Source organism: Streptomyces griseoruber (genome assembly GCF_001514205.1).
Taxonomy (GTDB): domain Bacteria; phylum Actinomycetota; class Actinomycetes; order Streptomycetales; family Streptomycetaceae; genus Streptomyces; species Streptomyces griseoruber.
The window spans coordinates 117,428-134,793 of the sequence record NZ_KQ948779.1 but is presented as its reverse complement, the minus strand read 5'-3'; the positions used below and the strand labels follow the sequence as shown (position 1 = coordinate 134,793).

Here is a 17,366-nt window from a genome sequence, read left to right as displayed (position 1 = left end):
ATGTAGTCCAGTGGCGGCACGCGACGTGATCGGGCCCACCCTAGGCCGACGGCCGCCCGGGCAGAAGCGGGACCGGCCGTGGTGGTGGTTTTCCGGCCGTCCTTCCGGCCGTCCTTCCGGCCGTTCCCGTCCGGGCATCCGGGTTGCGCGGCACCCGGTCACCCCGGAAGGTCGGTGACATGAAGGGCATCAGCTACAGCCGTTACGGCGGTCCCGAGGTCCTCGAGTACGGCGAGATCCGCGACCCCAAGGTCGGCCCCGACTCGGTGCTGGTCAAGGTCCGGGCGGCGTCCGTCAACCCCGTCGACTGGAAGTGCCGCGAGGGCTATCTGGACGGGGTTCTCGACGCGGTCTTCCCCGTGGTCCCGGGCTGGGACCTCTCCGGTGTGGTCGTCCGGCCGGGGGTCGCCGTCACGGAGTTCGCGGCCGGCGACGAGGTCGTCGGATACGTCCGCGAGGACTTCCTCTCCCGCGGCACCTTCGCCGAGTACGTCGCCGCCCCCGTGCGCACCCTCGCCCGCAAGCCCCGCAACCTCACCTGGGAGGAGGCGGCCGGACTGCCCCTGACCGGCCTCGCCGCCCACCAGGTGCTGACCCGGGCGCTGAAGGTCCGACGGGGCGAGACGGTCCTCGTCCACGCGGCCGCCGGCGGCGTCGGCTCGATCGCCGTCCAGCTCGCCCGGCACGTCGGCGCCCGTGTGATCGGCACGGCGAGCGAGGCCAACCACGACTTCGTGCGCTCGCTGGGCGGCGAGCCGGTCACCTACGGCGAGGGGCTGGCCGAACGGGTGCGCGGGCTGGCCCCCGAAGGGGTCGACGCGGTGTTCGACACCGTGGGCGGCGACACGCTGAAGGTCTCCGCCCAGCTGCTGGCCCCGGAGGGCCGCCTGGCCTCGATCGCCGACGGTGAGGTCGTCGGCTACGGCGGCGTCTACTGCTTCGTACGGCCGGACGCCGAGGACCTCACCCGGCTGGCGGAGCTGGTCGAACAGGGCGTGGTCTCCGTACCCGTCTGCGAGACGTTCCCGCTGGAACGCGCGGCGGACGCGCACCGGCTGAGCCAGGGGGGACGCGCCCGCGGCAAGATCGTGGTGACGGTGGCGGGGGAGGACGAACGCAACGGCGCGTCCGACGGCGTATCGGACGGCGCCTCGGACGGCGCATCCCACGGCGGGGCGAACGGCTAGGGCGTGTGTCGAAAGTAGCGTCGTCCGCCCGGAGGGCGAGGCGCCGTGCCAGGCGTCGCGGGCCGGACGGGACTTTTCGACACACGCCCTACCTAGACCACCAGCGCCGCCGCGCACACCGCCGTGGCCATCGCGCACAGCACCGCGAGGGCGGCCTGCCGAGGGGGGAGGGCGGTCGGCGCCGGGGTCGCGGCCAGGGCGCGGATCCGGCGGTGGGCGAGCAGCAGGAAGGCCAGCCACAGCGCGCAGACGAGGGCGCAGGCGACGATCCCGGCCGCCGAGGCTCCGCCGTGCAGCGCGGTCTTCACGGCGAGCACGGCGGCGACGGTGCTCGACAGCGTCGTCCGGCGCCAGGCCAGCCGCGTCCGCTCCGGCTGGAGCCCCGGATCCCGGTCCGCCACCCCGCGCACCGCGCTCATCCGGCCCAGCCGAGCAGCACCACGGCCACCATCGCCACCGCCACCAGCGCGACGACCACGCTCAGCAGCGCCGGGAAGCGGGACGCCGGCAGATCCTCGCCCCGGCGCATCGCCCGCTCACAGCGCATCCAGTGGTTCACCGCGCGCAGCGAGCACAGCACGCCCGCCGCCAGCAGCGCCAGCGCGAGACCGACCCGCCAGCCCCAGCGCAGGTCCGGCAGGAACTGGTCCACCGCGAAACCCCCGCCGATCAGCGCGAGCGCGGTCCGCAGCCACGCCAGGAACGTGCGCTCGTTGGCCAGCGAGAACCGGTAGTCCGGGGTACTGCCCTCCTCGCGCACCTGTTCGGGCGCGAACCACAACCGGACGTTCCGTACGAAGGCGATCACGCCCAGGACCCTACCCGGCGGCTCCCGCGGGGGCGTTGTCAGTGCCTCCCGCTACGGTTTCGGGCATGGACCACCCCACGGCACTGGCCGGGTACGCGATGCCCGGGCACGGCATCGCTCCCGCCGAGCACCTCCTCGGCCTGCCCGGGTTCTGGCCCGCGTACTACGGCCCGGTCTGGGACGCCTTCGCGGACGATCCGGAGCCCTTCGGCGCGGACCACGCGGACGTGGACGCGGCGGCCGAGGCGCTGTACGAGGGGACGGACGTGTGGCCGGCGTACCGGATCCCGCTGCCGCGGGGACGGACGGTATGGGTGGTGCACCGCAACTTCCCCGACGACTCCGGCACGGACTACCTGCTCACGGAGCCCGGCCTGCCCCGCGAGCGGGAGCTGGCGGCCATCGAGGGGCACTTCAGGGGCCCGGGGCTGTCCTGGCCGGACCTGGTCGCCCTGGCCCACGCGGCACCGGCGGACGCCGAGGGGGTCCGCGACCCGGACCGGCGGCTGCTCCTGCTGCTCCCCGCCTACGGCGACGCCGGCACGCCCGTCGAGGAGGCGCTGGAGCGGATAGCGGCCGCGCTGGTCGCCGTCGGCGTGGATCCGCGGGCGGCCCCCGCTGCGGCCGGGCGGTTCCTCGACCACCCCTTCTGGGAGAGCCCGTACTGGCCGGGACCGGGCGGCAGCCCGCTCAGCGGCGGCAGCGGCGCGCACCCGCCGCTACGCGAGGCCCTGCTCAGCGCGCCGCCCGGTACTCCTTGAGCCGTTCGTACGCCGCGAGCCCGTCCGGCACCCATTCCCACTCCGGCAGCCGCCGTTCGACCTCCTCCTCGGACAGGAAGGCGTGCCAGGCGACCTCCTCCACCTGAGGGCTGACCGCCAGCTCGCAGCGGACCTCGTACACCGCCGACCACCAGCTCCCGCGGGCGCCGCCGTCGTAGAGGAACTTGAAGAGGAACTCCGGGTGGGGGAGCCCGCGCACGCCGAGTTCCTCCTCGGCCTCGCGCAGGGCGGCCTCGTCGTAGGCCTCGCCCGCCCCGACCACCCCGCCGACGAACATGTCGTACAGGGAGGGGAAGACCAGCTTGGTCGGGGTGCGGCGGTGCACGAACAGACGGCCCTCGGCGTCCCGGGCCTGGATGAACACACACCGGTGCCGCATCCCCTCGGCATACGCCCGCCCCCGCGGGAACTGTCCGACGACGCGGTCGTTCTCGTCGACGATGTCGAGGATCTCGTCAGCAGCGCTCATACGCCCATCCAAGCAGCCGCGCGCCGGCGACGGGACCGGCCGCCGCGTGACTACTGGGTCTGCAGGCTGCTGACCCGCTCGCGCGGTACGACGCCCGAGGGCATCGCCGGGTGCATGCCGAGCAGCACGATGCCCGCGACCACCGCGGCCAGCCCCGCCGCCTCCCAGGCCAGCGCACCGGTGTCGGTGTGCAGCCGGTCGCCGAGGAAGCCCACCCCGCAGACGATGCCGGCCAGCGGCTGGGCCGCGGTCAGCGCGGGCAGCGACATCCGCAGCGGTGCCGTCTCGAAGGCGCTCTGCACCAGCACCAGACCGGTCACGCCGAGCGCGAGCACCGCGTACGGCTGCCAGCCGGTGAACAGCTCGCCGAGCCCGCCCGCGGAGAAGCGCTGGCCGCTCACCCGGGTCAGGGCGTCCTGGACGCCGTAGAGCAGTCCGGCCGCGAGGGAGAGCAGCACCGGGCCCGAGCTGAGCCGGGAGCGTTTGGCGTACGCGGTGAGCAGCAGCGCCAGACCGACCATCACGCCGATGATCAGCCAGTGCCGCAGCGGATCGGTGACCGCGGTGCCGCCGCGCGGCTGCCCCGCCACGATGAACGCGGTCACGCCGCCCGCGAGCAGCGCGAGACCCGCCCAGCCCTGGCGGCCCAGCGGCTGCCGGGTCTGGCGGCGGGACAGGGCGAGCGCGAAGAGCAGATTCGTCGCGAGCAGCGGTTCGACCAGCGAGACCTCGCCCTGCCCGAGGGCGATCGCGCCCAGCACCATGCCCGCCACCATCAGACCGATACCGCCCAGCCAGCGCGGCACCTTGATCAGGTCGAGCAGCAGCCGGGGCGACAGGAAGTCGCCGAGCGGTGCCTTCTGGGCGGCGTTCTGCTGGAGCACGAACCCGAAGCCCAGGCAACAGGCGGCGCTCACGGCGAGAACAAGAACCAGAACCGACACGCTGCGTACCTCGATCATCCGGTCGGGCCACGGACGGGGTGCGTAGGTGGCCGACTGTAGCCTCCCAGCGCCCTGCATACCCCCGGGAGGCCGTAAAGCCATGGTGTGCGCTCCCGCCGGGCCGCGCCATGGCGTACGCCACATCGGTCCGCCGCCGGCTCCGGCACCGCACCCCCCACCAGGGGAAGCGCATTCTCAAGTTCCTTGTCCGTCACAGTAGTTGACACCTGTCACGGATTCCCGGCCCTTGACGCGGGCGGTGACGGGGGGTTTGCTGTGCGTGATCGGCCGATCGCGGGCCGATGACAGAGCCGTCACCGAGGAGGATGAGGAAGTCCCGCGGTGCCCCTACCCCCACTCTCCCGTCGCGGCCGCCGACGCGCCGCCGCCCGGACCCCCGACCCGGCCCTCGACGACACCGCACTGGGTGCCGCCCGAGCCGCGTTGTCCCAGGGCCGCTGGCAGGCCGCCCGCTCCCTGCTCGCCCACACGGGCGACGACTGGGACCGCCGCGCCCATCGCGTCACCGTCCTCGCCCGGGAACCGTACGCCGCCGCCTGGGCCCACGACTGGCTGCTCGCCCACCCCGGCTGCCCCGACGGACGTGTCCTGCACGCCCTGGCCCAGGTCCGCCGCGCCCTGCGCGGCAGGGCGGACCCGGCCGGCGCCCGCGCGGCCTGCCGCGCCGCCACCGAGCGCGTGCCCGCCGACCCCACACCCTGGCTGGGCCTGCTCCTGCTCGAGCGCGACGGCGGCGCGGAGGCCGTACGGCTCTTCGAGGAGATCCGCGCCCGCCACCGCGACCACCACCACGCCCACCATCTGATGGTCGCCCGGTTCGCCGAGCGCCGCGCCGCGAGCGGCCCGGACCCGCTGCACGAGGTGTACGACTTCGCCGCCTGGGCCGCCGAGCAGGCACCCGCGGACTCCCCGCTCGCCATCCTGCCGGTCGTCGCGCACGCCGAGCGCTACCGCGTCCTGGCCGGCCACGGCTTCGCCCCCGCCGACCCGGCCGCCTCCGGACACTGGCGCGACGCCCGCGCCCGGGACGTGATGAAGGCCGCCTTCGACTGGTGGCTGGAGTGGGAGCACGACGGCCACCCGCGCCGGCTGATCGACCTGAACTTCCTCGCCCACGCCAAGGTCTGCGAGGGCCGGGGCGCCGAGGCGGCCGCCCTCTTCCAGCACATCGGCGACCACCTCACCCCCGAGCCCTGGTCCTACCCGGACCGCGCCCCCGGCCCCGCCTTCCGCTCGGCACGCGCCGCGGCCCTCGGCCTGAGAGCGGGGTAAGAAATGATGACGGAAGTCTGACGGCGCCGGGGAAACCTGGTCCGGCCGGGCCCCCGGGTGTTCGAATGGATACGTGAACCCCGAACCGCCCGAGGAACGCGGCACCCCCGTCGGCCGCCGTGTCTTCCTCGGCACCCTCGCCCTCGGCGCCCTGGGGGTCGTCGCCGCGCCCCCGCTCCAGCGCGGCCTGGAGGCCTTCCTCGGCAGCGCCGCCGGAAAGGACCCCACCGGCCTGACCGGACTGCTCCCCAACGGCGGCGGCTTCCGCTACTACTCCGTGGCCGCCTCCGTCCCGCACAGGAACGCCACCAACTACCGCCTCACCGTCGACGGCCTCGTCGACCGCCCCGCCACCTACACCCTGGACCAGCTCAGGGCCCTGCCGCAGACCCGCATGGTCAAGGACGTCCAGTGCGTCACCGGCTGGCGGGTGCCCGACACCGCCTTCGAGGGCGTACGGCTCTCCGACCTCCTCGACGCCGCCGGGGTCCGGGCCGAGGCCGGCGCCCTCCGCTTCACCTGCTTCGACGGCACCTACACCGAGAGCCTCACCCTCGACCAGGCCCGCCGCGCCGACGTCCTGGTCGCCCTGCGCATGCAGGACAAGGACCTCGGCCACGACCACGGCGGCCCGGTCCGCCTCTATGTGGCCCCGATGTACTTCTACAAGTCCGCCAAATGGCTCTCCGGCATCACCGTCACCAAGGACGTGAAGCCCGGTTACTGGGAGGACCGGGGCTACGACGTGGACGCCTGGGTCGGCCGTTCGAACGGGCGGGACGATGAGCCTACGAGCTGAGGCGCCGCCCATGACCCGGATCCCCCGCTTCACCCGCGCCGAACGGTGGGTCCACCGCACCACCGCCCTCCTCATGGGCGTGTGCGTGCTGACGGCCGCCTTCCTGTACGTCCCCGAGCTCGCGGAACTCGTCGGCCGCCGCGAGCTGGTGGTGCGCGTCCACGAGATCGCGGGCGTCCTGCTTCCGCTGCCGGTGCTCGGGGGCCTCGCCTCCCGCGCGTTCCGCGCCGACCTCGGCCATCTCAACCGCTTCGGCCCGCACGACCGCCGCTGGCTGCGTGCCGCCCTGCGCCGGGACAGACGGCCCGAGTCGCGTCCGGCGGCCAAGTTCAACGCCGGGCAGAAGGTCTACGCGGCCTGGATCGCCGGGGCGACGCTGGTGATGCTCGGCACCGGTCTCATGATGTGGTTCACCCATCTCACCCCGATCATGTGGCGGACCAGCGCGACGTTCGTCCACGACTGGCTCGCCCTCACCATCGGCGTCGTCCTCGCCGGCCATATCGGCATGGCCCTCGCCGACCCGGAGGCCCGCCACGGCATGCGCACCGGCTCGGTGAGCCGGGAGTGGGCGGAGCGCGAGCACTCCCTCTGGCGGCCTTAGCCGGGCCGGGGGCCGCTCAGGGGCGTGGCCCTGGAATGCTCAGGGGCCAGGGGCGTGGGCCGGGTGAGCGGAGGCCGTCGAAGGCGCTGATGACGGCGACCGGTGCGTCGCGCTCTGCGGCGGAACCGGCGAGCCCGGCGGCCGAGCCGGACGCGCCGAGCAGCCCGGCGGGGCCGGAGCCGGAGCCGGACGGACCGACGAGCCCGGTCCCGCCGGAGTCGGCTGCACCCGACCCACCCGGCCCGCCCCCGCCCGGCCCGCCCGGCCCGCCCGACCAGCCCGGCCCGCCCGGCCCGCCCGACCCACCCGGCCCGCCCGGTGAGCCGGAGGCGCCCGGGTTCTGGGTCGGGCCGCTCACCTCCGGTCCCGGTACCCGGAACGCGTTCACCTTCACCGCCTCCGTCGTCGCGTACCGCACGCTCACGGTCACCCCGACGGACCCCTGCGCGGCGCCGAGGCCGAGGTCCGGGACCACGGCGGCCAGCACCAGCCCGTCCCCGGACTGCGCGACGGCGTGCAGCGGCCCGGCCGCCGGACGCCCCCCGACGAGCACCGTCCCCTCCCGCAGCAGTTCCGCGTGGTCGAAGTAGGTGCCGCGCAGCTCGATCCGGATCGGATCGCCGGGCCGGGCCTCGCCGTCGCCGCCCACGTCGACCGAGGCGATCGCGTACGCGCAGGCGGGCGCGGCGGTGACCGGTGCGGCCGTGAGCCGGGCGGTGGCCGAGGGACGGGACCGGTGGAAGGCGAGGAGACCGGCCAGCACCCGCTCGGCGGCCCGCCCCTTGCAGGTGTTGAGCACTCCCGTGAGCGCCGCACGGTCCCGCTCCGCCGCCGCCCAGCCCCCGCTCTCGCGCCCCTGGACGGCGAGGCAGGCATGGGCGAGCCCCCGCAGGACCTTCCAGTCGTCGCCGACGGAGGCGCGGGGGATCTGCGCGAGGGCGTCCCGGCAGCGGTCCGGCGAGCGGAGCAGGTCGTAGACGCTGTCCGGGTCGGGCCGGTGATCGGTGTCGGGGGAGACGGGGCCGGGCGGCAACCAGGCGGGAGCGGCGGGCGCCGCCGTCGTAGGCCCGCTCGGTGACGGCGTACGGGAGACCCCCGGCGCGCGCGGGGCGCTCGTGTCCGCCTCCGCGCCCCCGGACCCCAGTGCGCTGGGCCCCGGCGACGGCGACGCGGGCGGAACCTCCGCGACGGGCCCGCCGGACATCACCCCGTCCGGGCCCCCGGCCGTCCCGCCGGACAGGTTCGTCCCCGCGCCGCCCCGCGGCGCGGAACCGCCCGGGTCCGTCACGGCGGCCGTGGCCACGGCGATCGCCCCCACGAAGAGCAGCGCCGACACACGCGTCCCCAGCGATACGGCCATGACGTCCCCCCAGTCGTCGCCCCCGAGGTCATCATGGGCCGCCCGCACCGCCCGGCGGAACCCCTACAGGACGAGTGAGAGCAGCAGCACCAGCCCGCCCGCGACGACCGAGATCAGGGTCTCCATGACCGACCAGGTCTTGAGGTTCTGGCCGACGCCGACCCCGAAGTACTCCTTGACCAGCCAGAAACCGGCGTCGTTGACATGGCTGAAGAACAGTGAGCCGGCGCCGATCGCCAGGACGAGCAGGGCCGTGTGGGTCGTGGACATGTCGGCGGCGAGCGGGGCGACCAGACCGGCGGCCGAGACCGTGGCCACCGTCGCCGAGCCCGTCGCCAGCCGGATCGCCACCGCGATCAGCCAGGCCAGCAGCAGGGCCGGGATCGACCAGTCCTCGGAGATCTCCAGGACCGTCCGCCCCACACCGCAGTCGATCAGCGTCTGCTTGAAGCCGCCGCCCGCGCCGACGATCAGCAGGATGCCCGCGATGGGCGCGAGCCCCTTCTCGACCAGGCCGGATATTCGTTCCTTGGCGAACCCGGCGGGCCGGGCGAGGGTGAAGATGCCGACGAGGACGGCCGCGAGCAGCGCGATCAGCGGGGAGCCGACGACGTCGAAGACGCGCTGCACGGTGTGTGTGGGGTCGTCCACGACGATGTCGACCAGCGCCTTCGACAGCATCAGCACCACGGGGAGCAGGATGGTGGCGAGGGTGGCCCCGAAGCCGGGCCGCCGCTCCAGCTCCTGCGACGGCCGCTGCGGGATCATGCGCTCGGGCGCCGGGACGTCCACCCAGCGGGCGGCGAACCGGGAGAACACCGGGCCCGCGATGACGACCGTGGGGATCGCGACCAGCACGCCGAGCGCCAGCGTGACGCCCAGGTTGGCGCCGACCGCGTCGATCGCGACCAGCGGGCCGGGGTGCGGCGGCACCAGTCCGTGCATCACGGACAGGCCGGCCAGCGCCGGGATGCCGATCCGCAGGAGCGAGTGGGGCCCCGCCTCGCCACCATCAGCACCACGGGGATCAGCAGCACGACGCCGACCTCGAAGAACAGCGGCAGACCGATCACCGAGGCGATCAGCACCATCGCCCAGGGCATCGCACGCCCGCCCGCCCTGGCCAGGATCGTGTCGACGATCTGGTCGGCGCCGCCGGAGTCCGCGAGCATCCGGCCGAGGATCGCGCCGAGCGCGATCAGCACGCCGACACTGGCGACCGTGGCGCCGAGTCCGGTGGTGAAGCTGGTGATGACCTTGTCGAGCGGCGCCCCGGCTGACGCGCCGAGCGCGAGCGAGCCGATGGTCAGCGCCAGGAAGGCGTGGAGGGCGAACCGGGTGATGAGCAGCACGATGACGGCGATGCCCGCCAGCACCGCGAGTCCCAGCTGAGCGTGGCCGGCCGAGGTGATGGGCTCGGCGGTGTCCGCTGCCAGCATCTCGACGCCGAGTCTGGTCACGGGTGTCCCTTGCAGGGGTGAAGGAGGGGGAGGGAGAGGGGGAGGTTCACAGGCGGCTGTCGGACAGCCCGGCGAGCGCGCGTACGGCCCGCTCGGTGATCTCCTCGGGCGTGCCGGAGACGTCGACGACGACCCCGGCCTCGTCCGGCTGGAGCGGCTGGAGCGTGGCGAACTGGGAGTCCAGCAGCGCCGTCGGCATGAAGTGGCCCCGCCGGTGCCCCATCCGGTCCTCGATCAGCGCCCGGTCGCCCGCGAGGTGCACGAACACCAGCCCCGGCGCCGTGGCGCGGAGCCGGTCCCGGTACGCCCGCTTCAGCGCCGAGCAGCTGACCACGCCGCCCCGTCCGGCCCGCCCGTGCGCCCAGGCGCCGATGGCGTCCAGCCACGGCCACCGGTCCGCGTCCTCCAGCGGGACGCCGGCCGACATCTTGGCGATGCTGGCCGGCGGATGGAAGTCGTCGCCCTCGGCGTAGGGAACACCGAGCCGGGTGGCGAGCAGGTGACCGATCGTGGTCTTGCCCGTGCCGGCGACACCCATCACGGCGATGACGTGGGGGGTACGCATCTTTGCCTCGCTGTCTTCCGACGACACCTGATGTCGACGGACACTGAAACCGATTAGGTACGATGAATCAAGAGCCTGCGACGAATAAGTCTGACTTTTTGGCTCGGTGATCCACCCCGTACGCTGAGTGCATGACCACTCCGGGCCGGGGTCTGCACGGCCGTGTACTGGACACCCTGGGCCCCGCCATCACGGCCGGCGAGTACCCTCCGGGCAGCGTGTTGCGGACCGACGAGCTGGCCCAGCGCTTCGACGTCTCACGGTCCGTGATGCGCGAGGCGGTCCGTGTCCTGGAGTCCATGCACCTGGTCGAGTCCCGCCGCCGCGTGGGCGTGACGGTCCGCCCCAAGGCCGAGTGGAACGTCTACGACCCACAGGTCATCCGCTGGCGGCTGGCCGGCGCCGACCGCCCGCACCAACTGCGCTCGCTCACCGTCCTGCGCTCGGCGATCGAACCGGTCGCGGCGGGCCTGGCGGCGCGCCACGCCACGGCCGAGCAGTGCGCGGAGCTCACCGAGTGCGCGCTCGGCATGGTGGCCCACTCCCGGGGCCACCGGCTGGAGGGCTACCTCCTGCACGACATCGCCTTCCACCGCGTGGTCCTCACCGCGTCCGGCAACGAGATGTTCGCCCGCCTCGGTGACGTCGTGGCCGAGGTCCTCACCGGCCGTACCCATCACCGGGTCATGTTCGAGGACCCGGACCCGGCGGCCGTCACCCTGCACGTCCGGCTGGCCGAGGTGATCCGTGCGGGCGACGGCCCCCGCGCCGAGCAGCTCACCCGCGAGATCATGGCCGGCGCCCTCCAGGAACTCGACGTCCTCGCGCCGTAGGTCAGTCGCGGAAGTCCCCGTCGACGTACACCCAGGCCCCCTCCACCCGCTCGAACCGGCTCACCTCGTGCAGCGAGCCGCCCCGGAAGGACGCCCGGAACTCCACCGTCCCCCTCGTGTGGAACGCCGACCCGTCCCTCGTCGCGAGGATCTCCAGTCCCGTCCACCGCATGCTTGGATCGAGGTCCAGCCGCGCCGGCCGGGTCCGCGGATGCCAGGTCCGCATCAGATACGCCACGTCACCCTTCACGAAGGCGCAGTAGCGCGACCGCATCAGCGCCTCGGCGGTGGGGGCGCCGGCGGGACCCCGGTGGTAACGGCCGCAGCAGGCGTCGTACGACGGGGGCAGCCCGCACGGGCAGGAACGCGTGGTCATGGCGGGCATTGTCCCAGGGAGACGCCCCCTAGGCCGTCGCGCGGGTCTCGGTCAGGGGCAGCGGCGGCAGCGCGGGCCGGTACAGCCAGGCCTCGAACAGCTCGTCCAGGGGTTCCGGGGTGAACCGGGCCGCGTGGGCCGTGAACATGGCCGTCGTGACCGCGCCGCCCCGGTGCAGCCCGAGCCAGCCGCGCAGCATCCGGAAGAACGCGTCGTCGCCGAGCGCGCACCGGAGCGCATGCACGGCGAGCCCGCCGCGCTGGTACAGCCGGTCGTCGAACATCGTCTTGCGGCCGGGGTCGGCCAGCTTCAGGTCCTGCGGCCGTGAGGACAGCAACCGGTGCGCGGCGGCGGCCAGTTGCTGTGCGCTGCGGCCGCCCGACCGCTCCGACCACAGCCACTCCGCGTACTTCGCGAAGCCCTCGTTGAGCCAGATGTGCCGCCAGTCGGCGATCGACACGCTGTTGCCGAACCACTGGTGGGCCAGCTCGTGCGCGACCAGGCGCTCCGAACCCCGGGCCCCGTCCACATGGTTGACGCCGAACAGCGACAACCCCTGGGCTTCTACCGGGACATCGAGTTCCTCGTCGGCCACGACCACCGCGTACTCGTCGAACGGGTAGGGCCCGAACAGCCGTTGGAAGAGGTCCATCATCCCCGGCTGGCGTGCGAAGTCCCGGGAGAACTGGGGCAGGAGGTGCGCCGGTATGTGGCCGTGCATCGGCACCCCGCCCAGCCCGGGATCGCCCAGCAGCACCGTCTGGTACTTGCCGATCGACAGCCCGACCAGATAGCTCGACGTCGGCGCCGACTGCTCGTACACCCAGGTCGTCGTGGACGCCTTCGTGGTCCGGGTCAGCAGCCGGCCGCCCGCCACCACCGAGTACGCCGACGGCGTCGTGACCGAGATCAGATACGACGCCTTGTCGGCGGGACGGTCGTTGCACGGGTACCACGAGGGCGCCCCCACCGGCTGGCTCGCCACCAGCGCCCCGTCCGTCAGCTCCTCCCAGCCGATCCCGCCCCACGGGCTCGACACCGGCTTGGGATTGCCCGACCAGTGGATCTCGACCGTGAAGGCGGCCCCCGCGCGCAGCGACTTGGCGGGGCGGATGCGCAGCTTTCCACCCCGGTGCGTGTAGTGCGGCTGCCGGCCGTCCACCCGGACCCGCCCGATCCTGAAGTCGGCCAGGTTCAGCTGGAATTCGGCCAGCGGCGCCCGGCCCACGATCGCGTTGATCCGGGCCGTGCCCGACAGCCGGTTCGGGCCGGGACGGTAGTCCAGCGTGAGTTCGTAGCGATGCACCCGGTAACGGGGATCGCCGTTGTCCGGGAAATACGGGTCCGAACCCACTGACTGCTGCACTGCCACTTCCGCGTCCGCTCCCTGCGCCGTACTCGAACCGCTTGCCGGTGCGCCGCCCGCAGCCACCGAGCCGCGGGGGTGTCTCATGGATCATGCCGGGGTCGCGGGGTCAGTAGATCAGTTGCCGTGACTCAGGTCCGGCCTGATCCATGAGACATCCCCTCCCCCGCGCTCAGGGACGCCATGCCTCGATCGGATTGCCCAGCCAGCGGGTGTCGTCCGGGACGGACTCCGCGGCCATGACGAGCGACGCGGGACCCAGGGTCGTACGGGCCCCGACCGTGCTGCCGGGCAGCACGATCCCGCCAGGGCCCAGCGTGGCGCCCTCACGGAGGACCACAGTATCCGTCCGCAAGATCCGGTCGTGGAAGAGGTGAGTCTGCAGGACGCATCCGCGGCCCACCGTGGCCCCGTCCTCCAGTGTCACCAGATCCGCCTCCGGCAGCCAGTAGCTCTCCACCCACACGCCCCGGCCGATCCGCGCCCCGAGCCCGCGCAGCCACGCCGTCATCACCGGTGTACCCGGCACCGCGCCCGCCAGCCACTGCACGGCGACCACCTCGACGAAGGTGTCCGCCAGCTCGTTGCGCCACACGAAGGAACTCCACAGCGGATGCTCCCCGGTGCGGTGCCGCCCCACCAGCAGCCACTTCGCGACCACCGACAGCAGACAGGCCGCCACACCCGTGCCGAGCAGCACCAGCCCGCCCAGCAGCGGCGCCCACACCCCGAGGGCGCACAGCGCGGCCACCGTCAGCACGGCCAGCGCCGCCGAGCAGAACACCGGCACGATCCTGCACAGCTCCACCAGAGCGCGCGCCCACAGCAGCCGCGCGGGCGGTTCGTACGTCCGGCTCTGGTCGCCGTCGGCCGTGTTGCGCGGCAGCTTCACCGGCGGCAGCCCCAGATAGGAACTGCCCTTCTTCGCCTTCTTCGGCGTCGCCGACAGGACCCCGACCAGGCCGCCGTCCGGCACGCTGCGGCCCGGCGCGGTCATCCCCGAGTTCCCGAGGAACGCCCGCCGCCCGATCTCCGCGCGCCCGATCCGCACCCAGCCGCCGCCCAGCTCGTACGGCGCGGTCAGCGTGTCGTCGGCCAGGAACGCTCCCTCGCCGACCGTCGTCAGACTCGGCAGCGCGAGCACGGTCGACACCTCCGCGCCCCGCCCGATCCGCATCCCGAGCAGCCGCAGCCACAGCGGTGTCACCAGCCCCGCGTACAGCGGGAACAGCGTCTCGCGGGAGCGGTCCATCAGCTGGGTCACCGTCCAGGCCTGCCAGCCCACCCGGCTGTGCGTCGGATGCGTGCCCTCGCGCAGCCCCAGGCTCAGCAGCCGTACGGCGACCAGGAGCAGCAGCGCGTACGCCAGCCCGTAGGCGAGCGTCGCCGGGACCAGCGCCAGCACCGCCCCGCGCAGCGCACCGCCCAGTCCGGCGCCCGGCGTCACGAACATCCGGGCCACCGCGAGCGCGGCCACCGCCGCCGCCACCGGCAGCAGATTCAGCGCCAGACCGGTCACGCCGTACATGATCCGCCAGTACGTGCCGCGCTGCGGCCGCTCCTTGGGCCAGTTCCGCTTGGCCTTGCCGAGCTTGACCGCGGGCGCGCCCGCCCAGCGCTGACCGGTCGGGACCTGCCCGGTGACCGCCGAGCCCGGCGCCACCTCGGCGCGCTTGCCGACCCGGGCCCCCGGGAAGAGCATGCTGCGCGTGCCGACGACAGCGTGCGCACCCACCCTGACCGTACCGATCTCCAGCCGGTCGCCGTCCAGCCAGTACCCGGACAGATCCACCTCGGACTCCACGGCCGCCCCGCGCCCGAGCTTGAGCAGCCCGGTCACCGGCGGCAGCGAGTGCAGATCGACGTCCGGCCCGATCCTGGCGCCCAGCGCCCGGGCGTACCGCTCCAGCCAGGCCCCGGTCAGCGTGGTCGCCCCGCTGAACTCGGCCAGCCGCTCCGCCGCCCACAGCCGCACATGCACCGAGCCGCCGCGCGGATACCGGCCGGGCGTCACGCCCCGCAGCAGCAGCCGTGCCCCGCCCGCCGCCACGGCGATCCGCCCCGGCGGGCTGAAGAAGAGCAGTGCTCCGGCGGCCACCAGCCACCAGGACGCGGTCGGCAGCCAGCCGTACCCGGACAGCAGATTGCCCAGCGCGGCCAGCACGACCGTCCAGCGCAGCCCGAGCAGGGTGAACAGCGGAAGGAGCAACAGGAGCTGCACGCACTGCGTCTTCTTCGGCACCGGCGCGACCGTACGGCTGCCGCCCTCGTCGTGCGCCGACTCCTCCAGCCGACGGGCCAGTCTGCGCAGCACCGGCTGCTGGTAGATGTCCAGGACGGCCGCGCTCGGGTAGCGGGTGCGCAGCCGGGTGGTGAGCTGGGCCGCGGCCAGACTGCCGCCGCCGATCGCGAAGAAGTCGTCGGAGCGGCTCGTCACCGGCATGCCGAGGACCGCGGCCCACTGCTCGGCCAGCCATGCCTCGGTGCCGTACAGATCCTCGCCCGCCGGCACCTCGACACTGTCGAGCGGCCACGGCAGCGCGTTGCGGTCGACCTTGCCGGACGTCCGGGTCGGCAGCTCGCCGACCGGCGCCAGCAGCGGCACCAGCGCGGCCGGCAGCGCGGCCCGCAGCCGCTCCACCGCCTCCGCCCGGTCCCAGCCGTCCTGGGTGACGACGTACCCGACGAGCAGCTGGTTGCCGCTGCGCGCGGTCCGTACGGCCGCCGCCGCGCCCGCGACACCCGGCAGCGCCTGGAGCGCCGCGTCCACCTCGCCCAGCTCGATGCGCCGCCCGCCGAGCTTGATCTGCTCGTCGGCCCGCCCGAGGAAGACCAGCCCCTCGGGCTCGGCCTTGACCAGGTCACCGCTGCGGTACGCCCGCTCCCAGCCCAGCGACGGAAGCGGCGCGTACTTCTCCGCGTCCTTCTCGGCGTCGAGGTAGCGCGCGAGGCCGACCCCGCCGATCACCAGCTGGCCGCTCTCGCCCATCGGCACCGGCTCGCCGGCCTCGTCCACGACGGCCAGCTCCCAGCCCCGCAGCGGCAGCCCGATCCGGACCGGTTCCTCGCCCGACATCAGCGAGGCGCAGGCCACCACGGTCGCCTCGGTCGGCCCGTACGTGTTCCAGACCTCCCGGCCCTCGGTCACCAGCCGCTGCACCAGCTCGGGCGGGCAGGCCTCACCGCCGAAGATCAGCAGACGGACGTCGGTGAGGGTCTCCGGCTCCCAGAGCGCGGCCAGCGTCGGCACGGTGGAGACCACGGTGATCTCCTGCTCGACCAGCCAGGGCCCGAGATCGGCGCCGCTCCTGACCTGCGACCGGGGCACCGGCACCAGACAGGCGCCGTACCGCCACGCCAGCCACATCTCCTCGCAGGAGGCGTCGAAGGCCACCGAGAGACCCGCCATCACACGGTCACCGGGCCCGATGGGCTCCTCGGTGAGGAACAGCGCGGCCTCGGCGTCCACGAAGGCGGCGGCGCCGCGGTGACTGACGGCCACCCCCTTGGGCTTGCCGGTGGAGCCGGAGGTGAAGATGATCCACGCGTCGTGCTCGACCGTCGGGCGGGCGGCCCGCGTGCCGGAGGCCCCGTGAGCGGTGATCTCGTGAGCGGTGATCTCGTGCCCGGCGCCGATCACGGCCCGCACGTCCGCCTCGCCGAACACCAGCTCGGCCCGCTCGTCGGGGTCCTCGGCGTCCACGGGCACATAGGCGGCACCCGCCGCGAGCACGGCGAGGATCGCGACATAGAGGTCGTTGGTGCCGGACGGCACCCGCACCCCGACCCGGTCCCCGAGCCCGACCCCGGCGGCGTCGAGCCGGCGTCGCAGCCGCTCCACCTCCACGGCGAGCGCCCGGTAGGTCAGGGGCGTGCTGCCGTCGTCCAGGGCGAGTTCGTCCGGGTACGACCGCACGGACCCCTCGAAGACGTCGACGAGCGTGCGGGAGGAAGCGGCGGGCCCGCCGGAGAAGCGCGCCCGGTCACCGAGTTGTACGCGGATTTCTTCGTCGAGCAGGCCGAGAGCACTGCTCTCGTGAATCGCTGCCATCGGTCCTCGCGTCTCGATCCCGGAAGCCTCCGGGGCGCCGGCGGGCCCGCAGGTCTGCCTGGGGTTGTCCGGACCGGCTCCGTAACAAGCCGGAAATTTTAGTACGACGCTAGGCTCGCCCCCTTCTGTCGGCGACCGGGGAACGCCGTTCGGGGGACCTTCCGCACCCCGGTGACCGGTGGTGACCTGCGTGATCTTCGACCGGGGAGAGATCGGCCACACACAGCAAGCGAGGGCCCCGACCCATGGTCGCGACCCTCGCTGTTCTCACGTGTCCGAGGGGGGACTTGAACCCCCACGCCCGATAAAGGGCACTAGCACCTCAAGCTAGCGCGTCTGCCATTCCGCCACCCGGACAAGGTGTCTGTCGCGCGGGGTTTCCCTCGCGGCGACGTCGTAAACACTACCAGGCTTTCGAGGGTGCCCGATCACGCCTGGTCGGACGGGAGGCACGGCTCCACGTGAACGG

Annotated in this window: 15 protein-coding genes, 1 tRNA gene and 1 pseudogene; 6 read left to right on the top strand and 11 right to left on the bottom strand. The window is 73.7% G+C overall.

Going from position 1 to position 17,366, the window contains the following annotated elements:
• Positions 1-179 precede the first annotated feature (179 nt).
• Positions 180-1,187: an NADP-dependent oxidoreductase gene (locus tag AQJ64_RS34730; RefSeq protein WP_079062122.1), complete on the top strand. Its 1,008-nt coding sequence runs from the start codon at positions 180-182 to the stop codon at positions 1,185-1,187.
• Between the two features lie 92 nt (positions 1,188-1,279).
• On the opposite strand, the gene AQJ64_RS34725 is transcribed toward AQJ64_RS34730, so the two are convergent.
• Together AQJ64_RS34725 and AQJ64_RS34720 are read right to left on the bottom strand one after the other, a co-directional pair.
• Entirely contained in the window at positions 1,280-1,606 is a 327-nt protein-coding gene (locus AQJ64_RS34725) for a DUF202 domain-containing protein (protein ID WP_055634851.1), read from the bottom strand.
• A complete protein-coding gene (locus AQJ64_RS34720; protein WP_055634852.1) occupies positions 1,603-1,995 on the bottom strand; it encodes a YidH family protein in 393 nt (130 codons plus the stop codon). The genes AQJ64_RS34725 and AQJ64_RS34720 overlap by 4 nt, the downstream gene beginning before the upstream one ends.
• Before the next feature lie 65 nt (positions 1,996-2,060).
• Between AQJ64_RS34720 and AQJ64_RS34715 the strand changes: the two genes are divergently transcribed.
• On the top strand, positions 2,061-2,756 hold the full coding sequence (locus AQJ64_RS34715) for a hypothetical protein (RefSeq protein WP_055634853.1): 696 nt from the start codon (positions 2,061-2,063) through the stop codon (positions 2,754-2,756).
• On the opposite strand, the gene AQJ64_RS34710 is transcribed toward AQJ64_RS34715, so the two are convergent.
• Positions 2,731-3,246, bottom strand: a complete 516-nt coding sequence (locus AQJ64_RS34710) for an NUDIX domain-containing protein (protein WP_055634854.1) — start codon at positions 3,244-3,246, stop codon at positions 2,731-2,733. The genes AQJ64_RS34715 and AQJ64_RS34710 overlap by 26 nt on opposite strands.
• 50 nt (positions 3,247-3,296) lie before the next feature.
• A complete protein-coding gene (locus AQJ64_RS34705) occupies positions 3,297-4,190 on the bottom strand; it encodes a DMT family transporter (RefSeq protein ID WP_055634860.1) in 894 nt (297 codons plus the stop codon).
• Positions 4,191-4,532: 342 nt separating this feature from the next.
• Here AQJ64_RS34705 and AQJ64_RS34700 point away from each other — a divergent pair, with 342 nt between their 5' ends.
• The 3 genes from AQJ64_RS34700 (at position 4,533) to AQJ64_RS34690 (ending at position 6,886) form a co-directional block, all read left to right on the top strand.
• On the top strand, positions 4,533-5,483 hold the full coding sequence (locus AQJ64_RS34700) for a hypothetical protein (RefSeq protein ID WP_055634855.1): 951 nt from the start codon (positions 4,533-4,535) through the stop codon (positions 5,481-5,483).
• Between the two features lie 73 nt (positions 5,484-5,556).
• On the top strand, positions 5,557-6,282 hold the full coding sequence (locus AQJ64_RS34695) for a molybdopterin-dependent oxidoreductase (protein WP_055634856.1): 726 nt from the start codon (positions 5,557-5,559) through the stop codon (positions 6,280-6,282).
• Positions 6,266-6,886 (top strand): cytochrome b/b6 domain-containing protein, encoded by a 621-nt coding sequence (locus AQJ64_RS34690; RefSeq protein ID WP_055634857.1) that lies wholly within the window; start codon positions 6,266-6,268, stop codon positions 6,884-6,886. The genes AQJ64_RS34695 and AQJ64_RS34690 overlap by 17 nt, the downstream gene beginning before the upstream one ends.
• 16 nt (positions 6,887-6,902) lie before the next feature.
• On the opposite strand, the gene AQJ64_RS50255 is transcribed toward AQJ64_RS34690, so the two are convergent.
• The 3 genes and pseudogenes from AQJ64_RS50255 to AQJ64_RS34675 form a co-directional block, all read right to left on the bottom strand.
• Positions 6,903-8,246, bottom strand: a complete 1,344-nt coding sequence (locus AQJ64_RS50255) for a hypothetical protein (protein ID WP_059203286.1) — start codon at positions 8,244-8,246, stop codon at positions 6,903-6,905.
• A 63-nt stretch (positions 8,247-8,309) separates the two neighbouring features.
• Positions 8,310-9,706, bottom strand: a pseudogene (locus tag AQJ64_RS34680) (GntT/GntP/DsdX family permease).
• 46 nt (positions 9,707-9,752) lie between these two features.
• Positions 9,753-10,271, bottom strand: coding sequence for a gluconokinase (locus AQJ64_RS34675; protein WP_055637618.1), 519 nt, complete (start codon positions 10,269-10,271; stop codon positions 9,753-9,755).
• 131 nt (positions 10,272-10,402) lie between these two features.
• Between AQJ64_RS34675 and AQJ64_RS34670 the strand changes: the two genes are divergently transcribed.
• Positions 10,403-11,104, top strand: a complete 702-nt coding sequence (locus AQJ64_RS34670) for a FadR/GntR family transcriptional regulator (RefSeq protein WP_055637619.1) — start codon at positions 10,403-10,405, stop codon at positions 11,102-11,104.
• Between the two features lies 1 nt (position 11,105).
• On the opposite strand, the gene AQJ64_RS34665 is transcribed toward AQJ64_RS34670, so the two are convergent.
• The 4 genes from AQJ64_RS34665 to AQJ64_RS34650 form a co-directional block, all read right to left on the bottom strand.
• On the bottom strand, positions 11,106-11,480 hold the full coding sequence (locus tag AQJ64_RS34665) for a YchJ family protein (protein ID WP_099054104.1): 375 nt from the start codon (positions 11,478-11,480) through the stop codon (positions 11,106-11,108).
• A gap of 28 nt (positions 11,481-11,508) precedes the next feature.
• Complete coding sequence (locus tag AQJ64_RS34660; protein WP_055637621.1) at positions 11,509-12,852, bottom strand: M1 family metallopeptidase; 1,344 nt, start codon at positions 12,850-12,852, stop codon at positions 11,509-11,511.
• A gap of 166 nt (positions 12,853-13,018) precedes the next feature.
• Positions 13,019-16,897: a Pls/PosA family non-ribosomal peptide synthetase gene (locus tag AQJ64_RS34655; protein WP_055637622.1), complete on the bottom strand. Its 3,879-nt coding sequence runs from the start codon at positions 16,895-16,897 to the stop codon at positions 13,019-13,021.
• Positions 16,898-17,169: 272 nt separating this feature from the next.
• A tRNA-Leu gene (locus AQJ64_RS34650) sits at positions 17,170-17,254 on the bottom strand.
• Between the last annotated feature and the right edge of the window lie 112 nt (positions 17,255-17,366).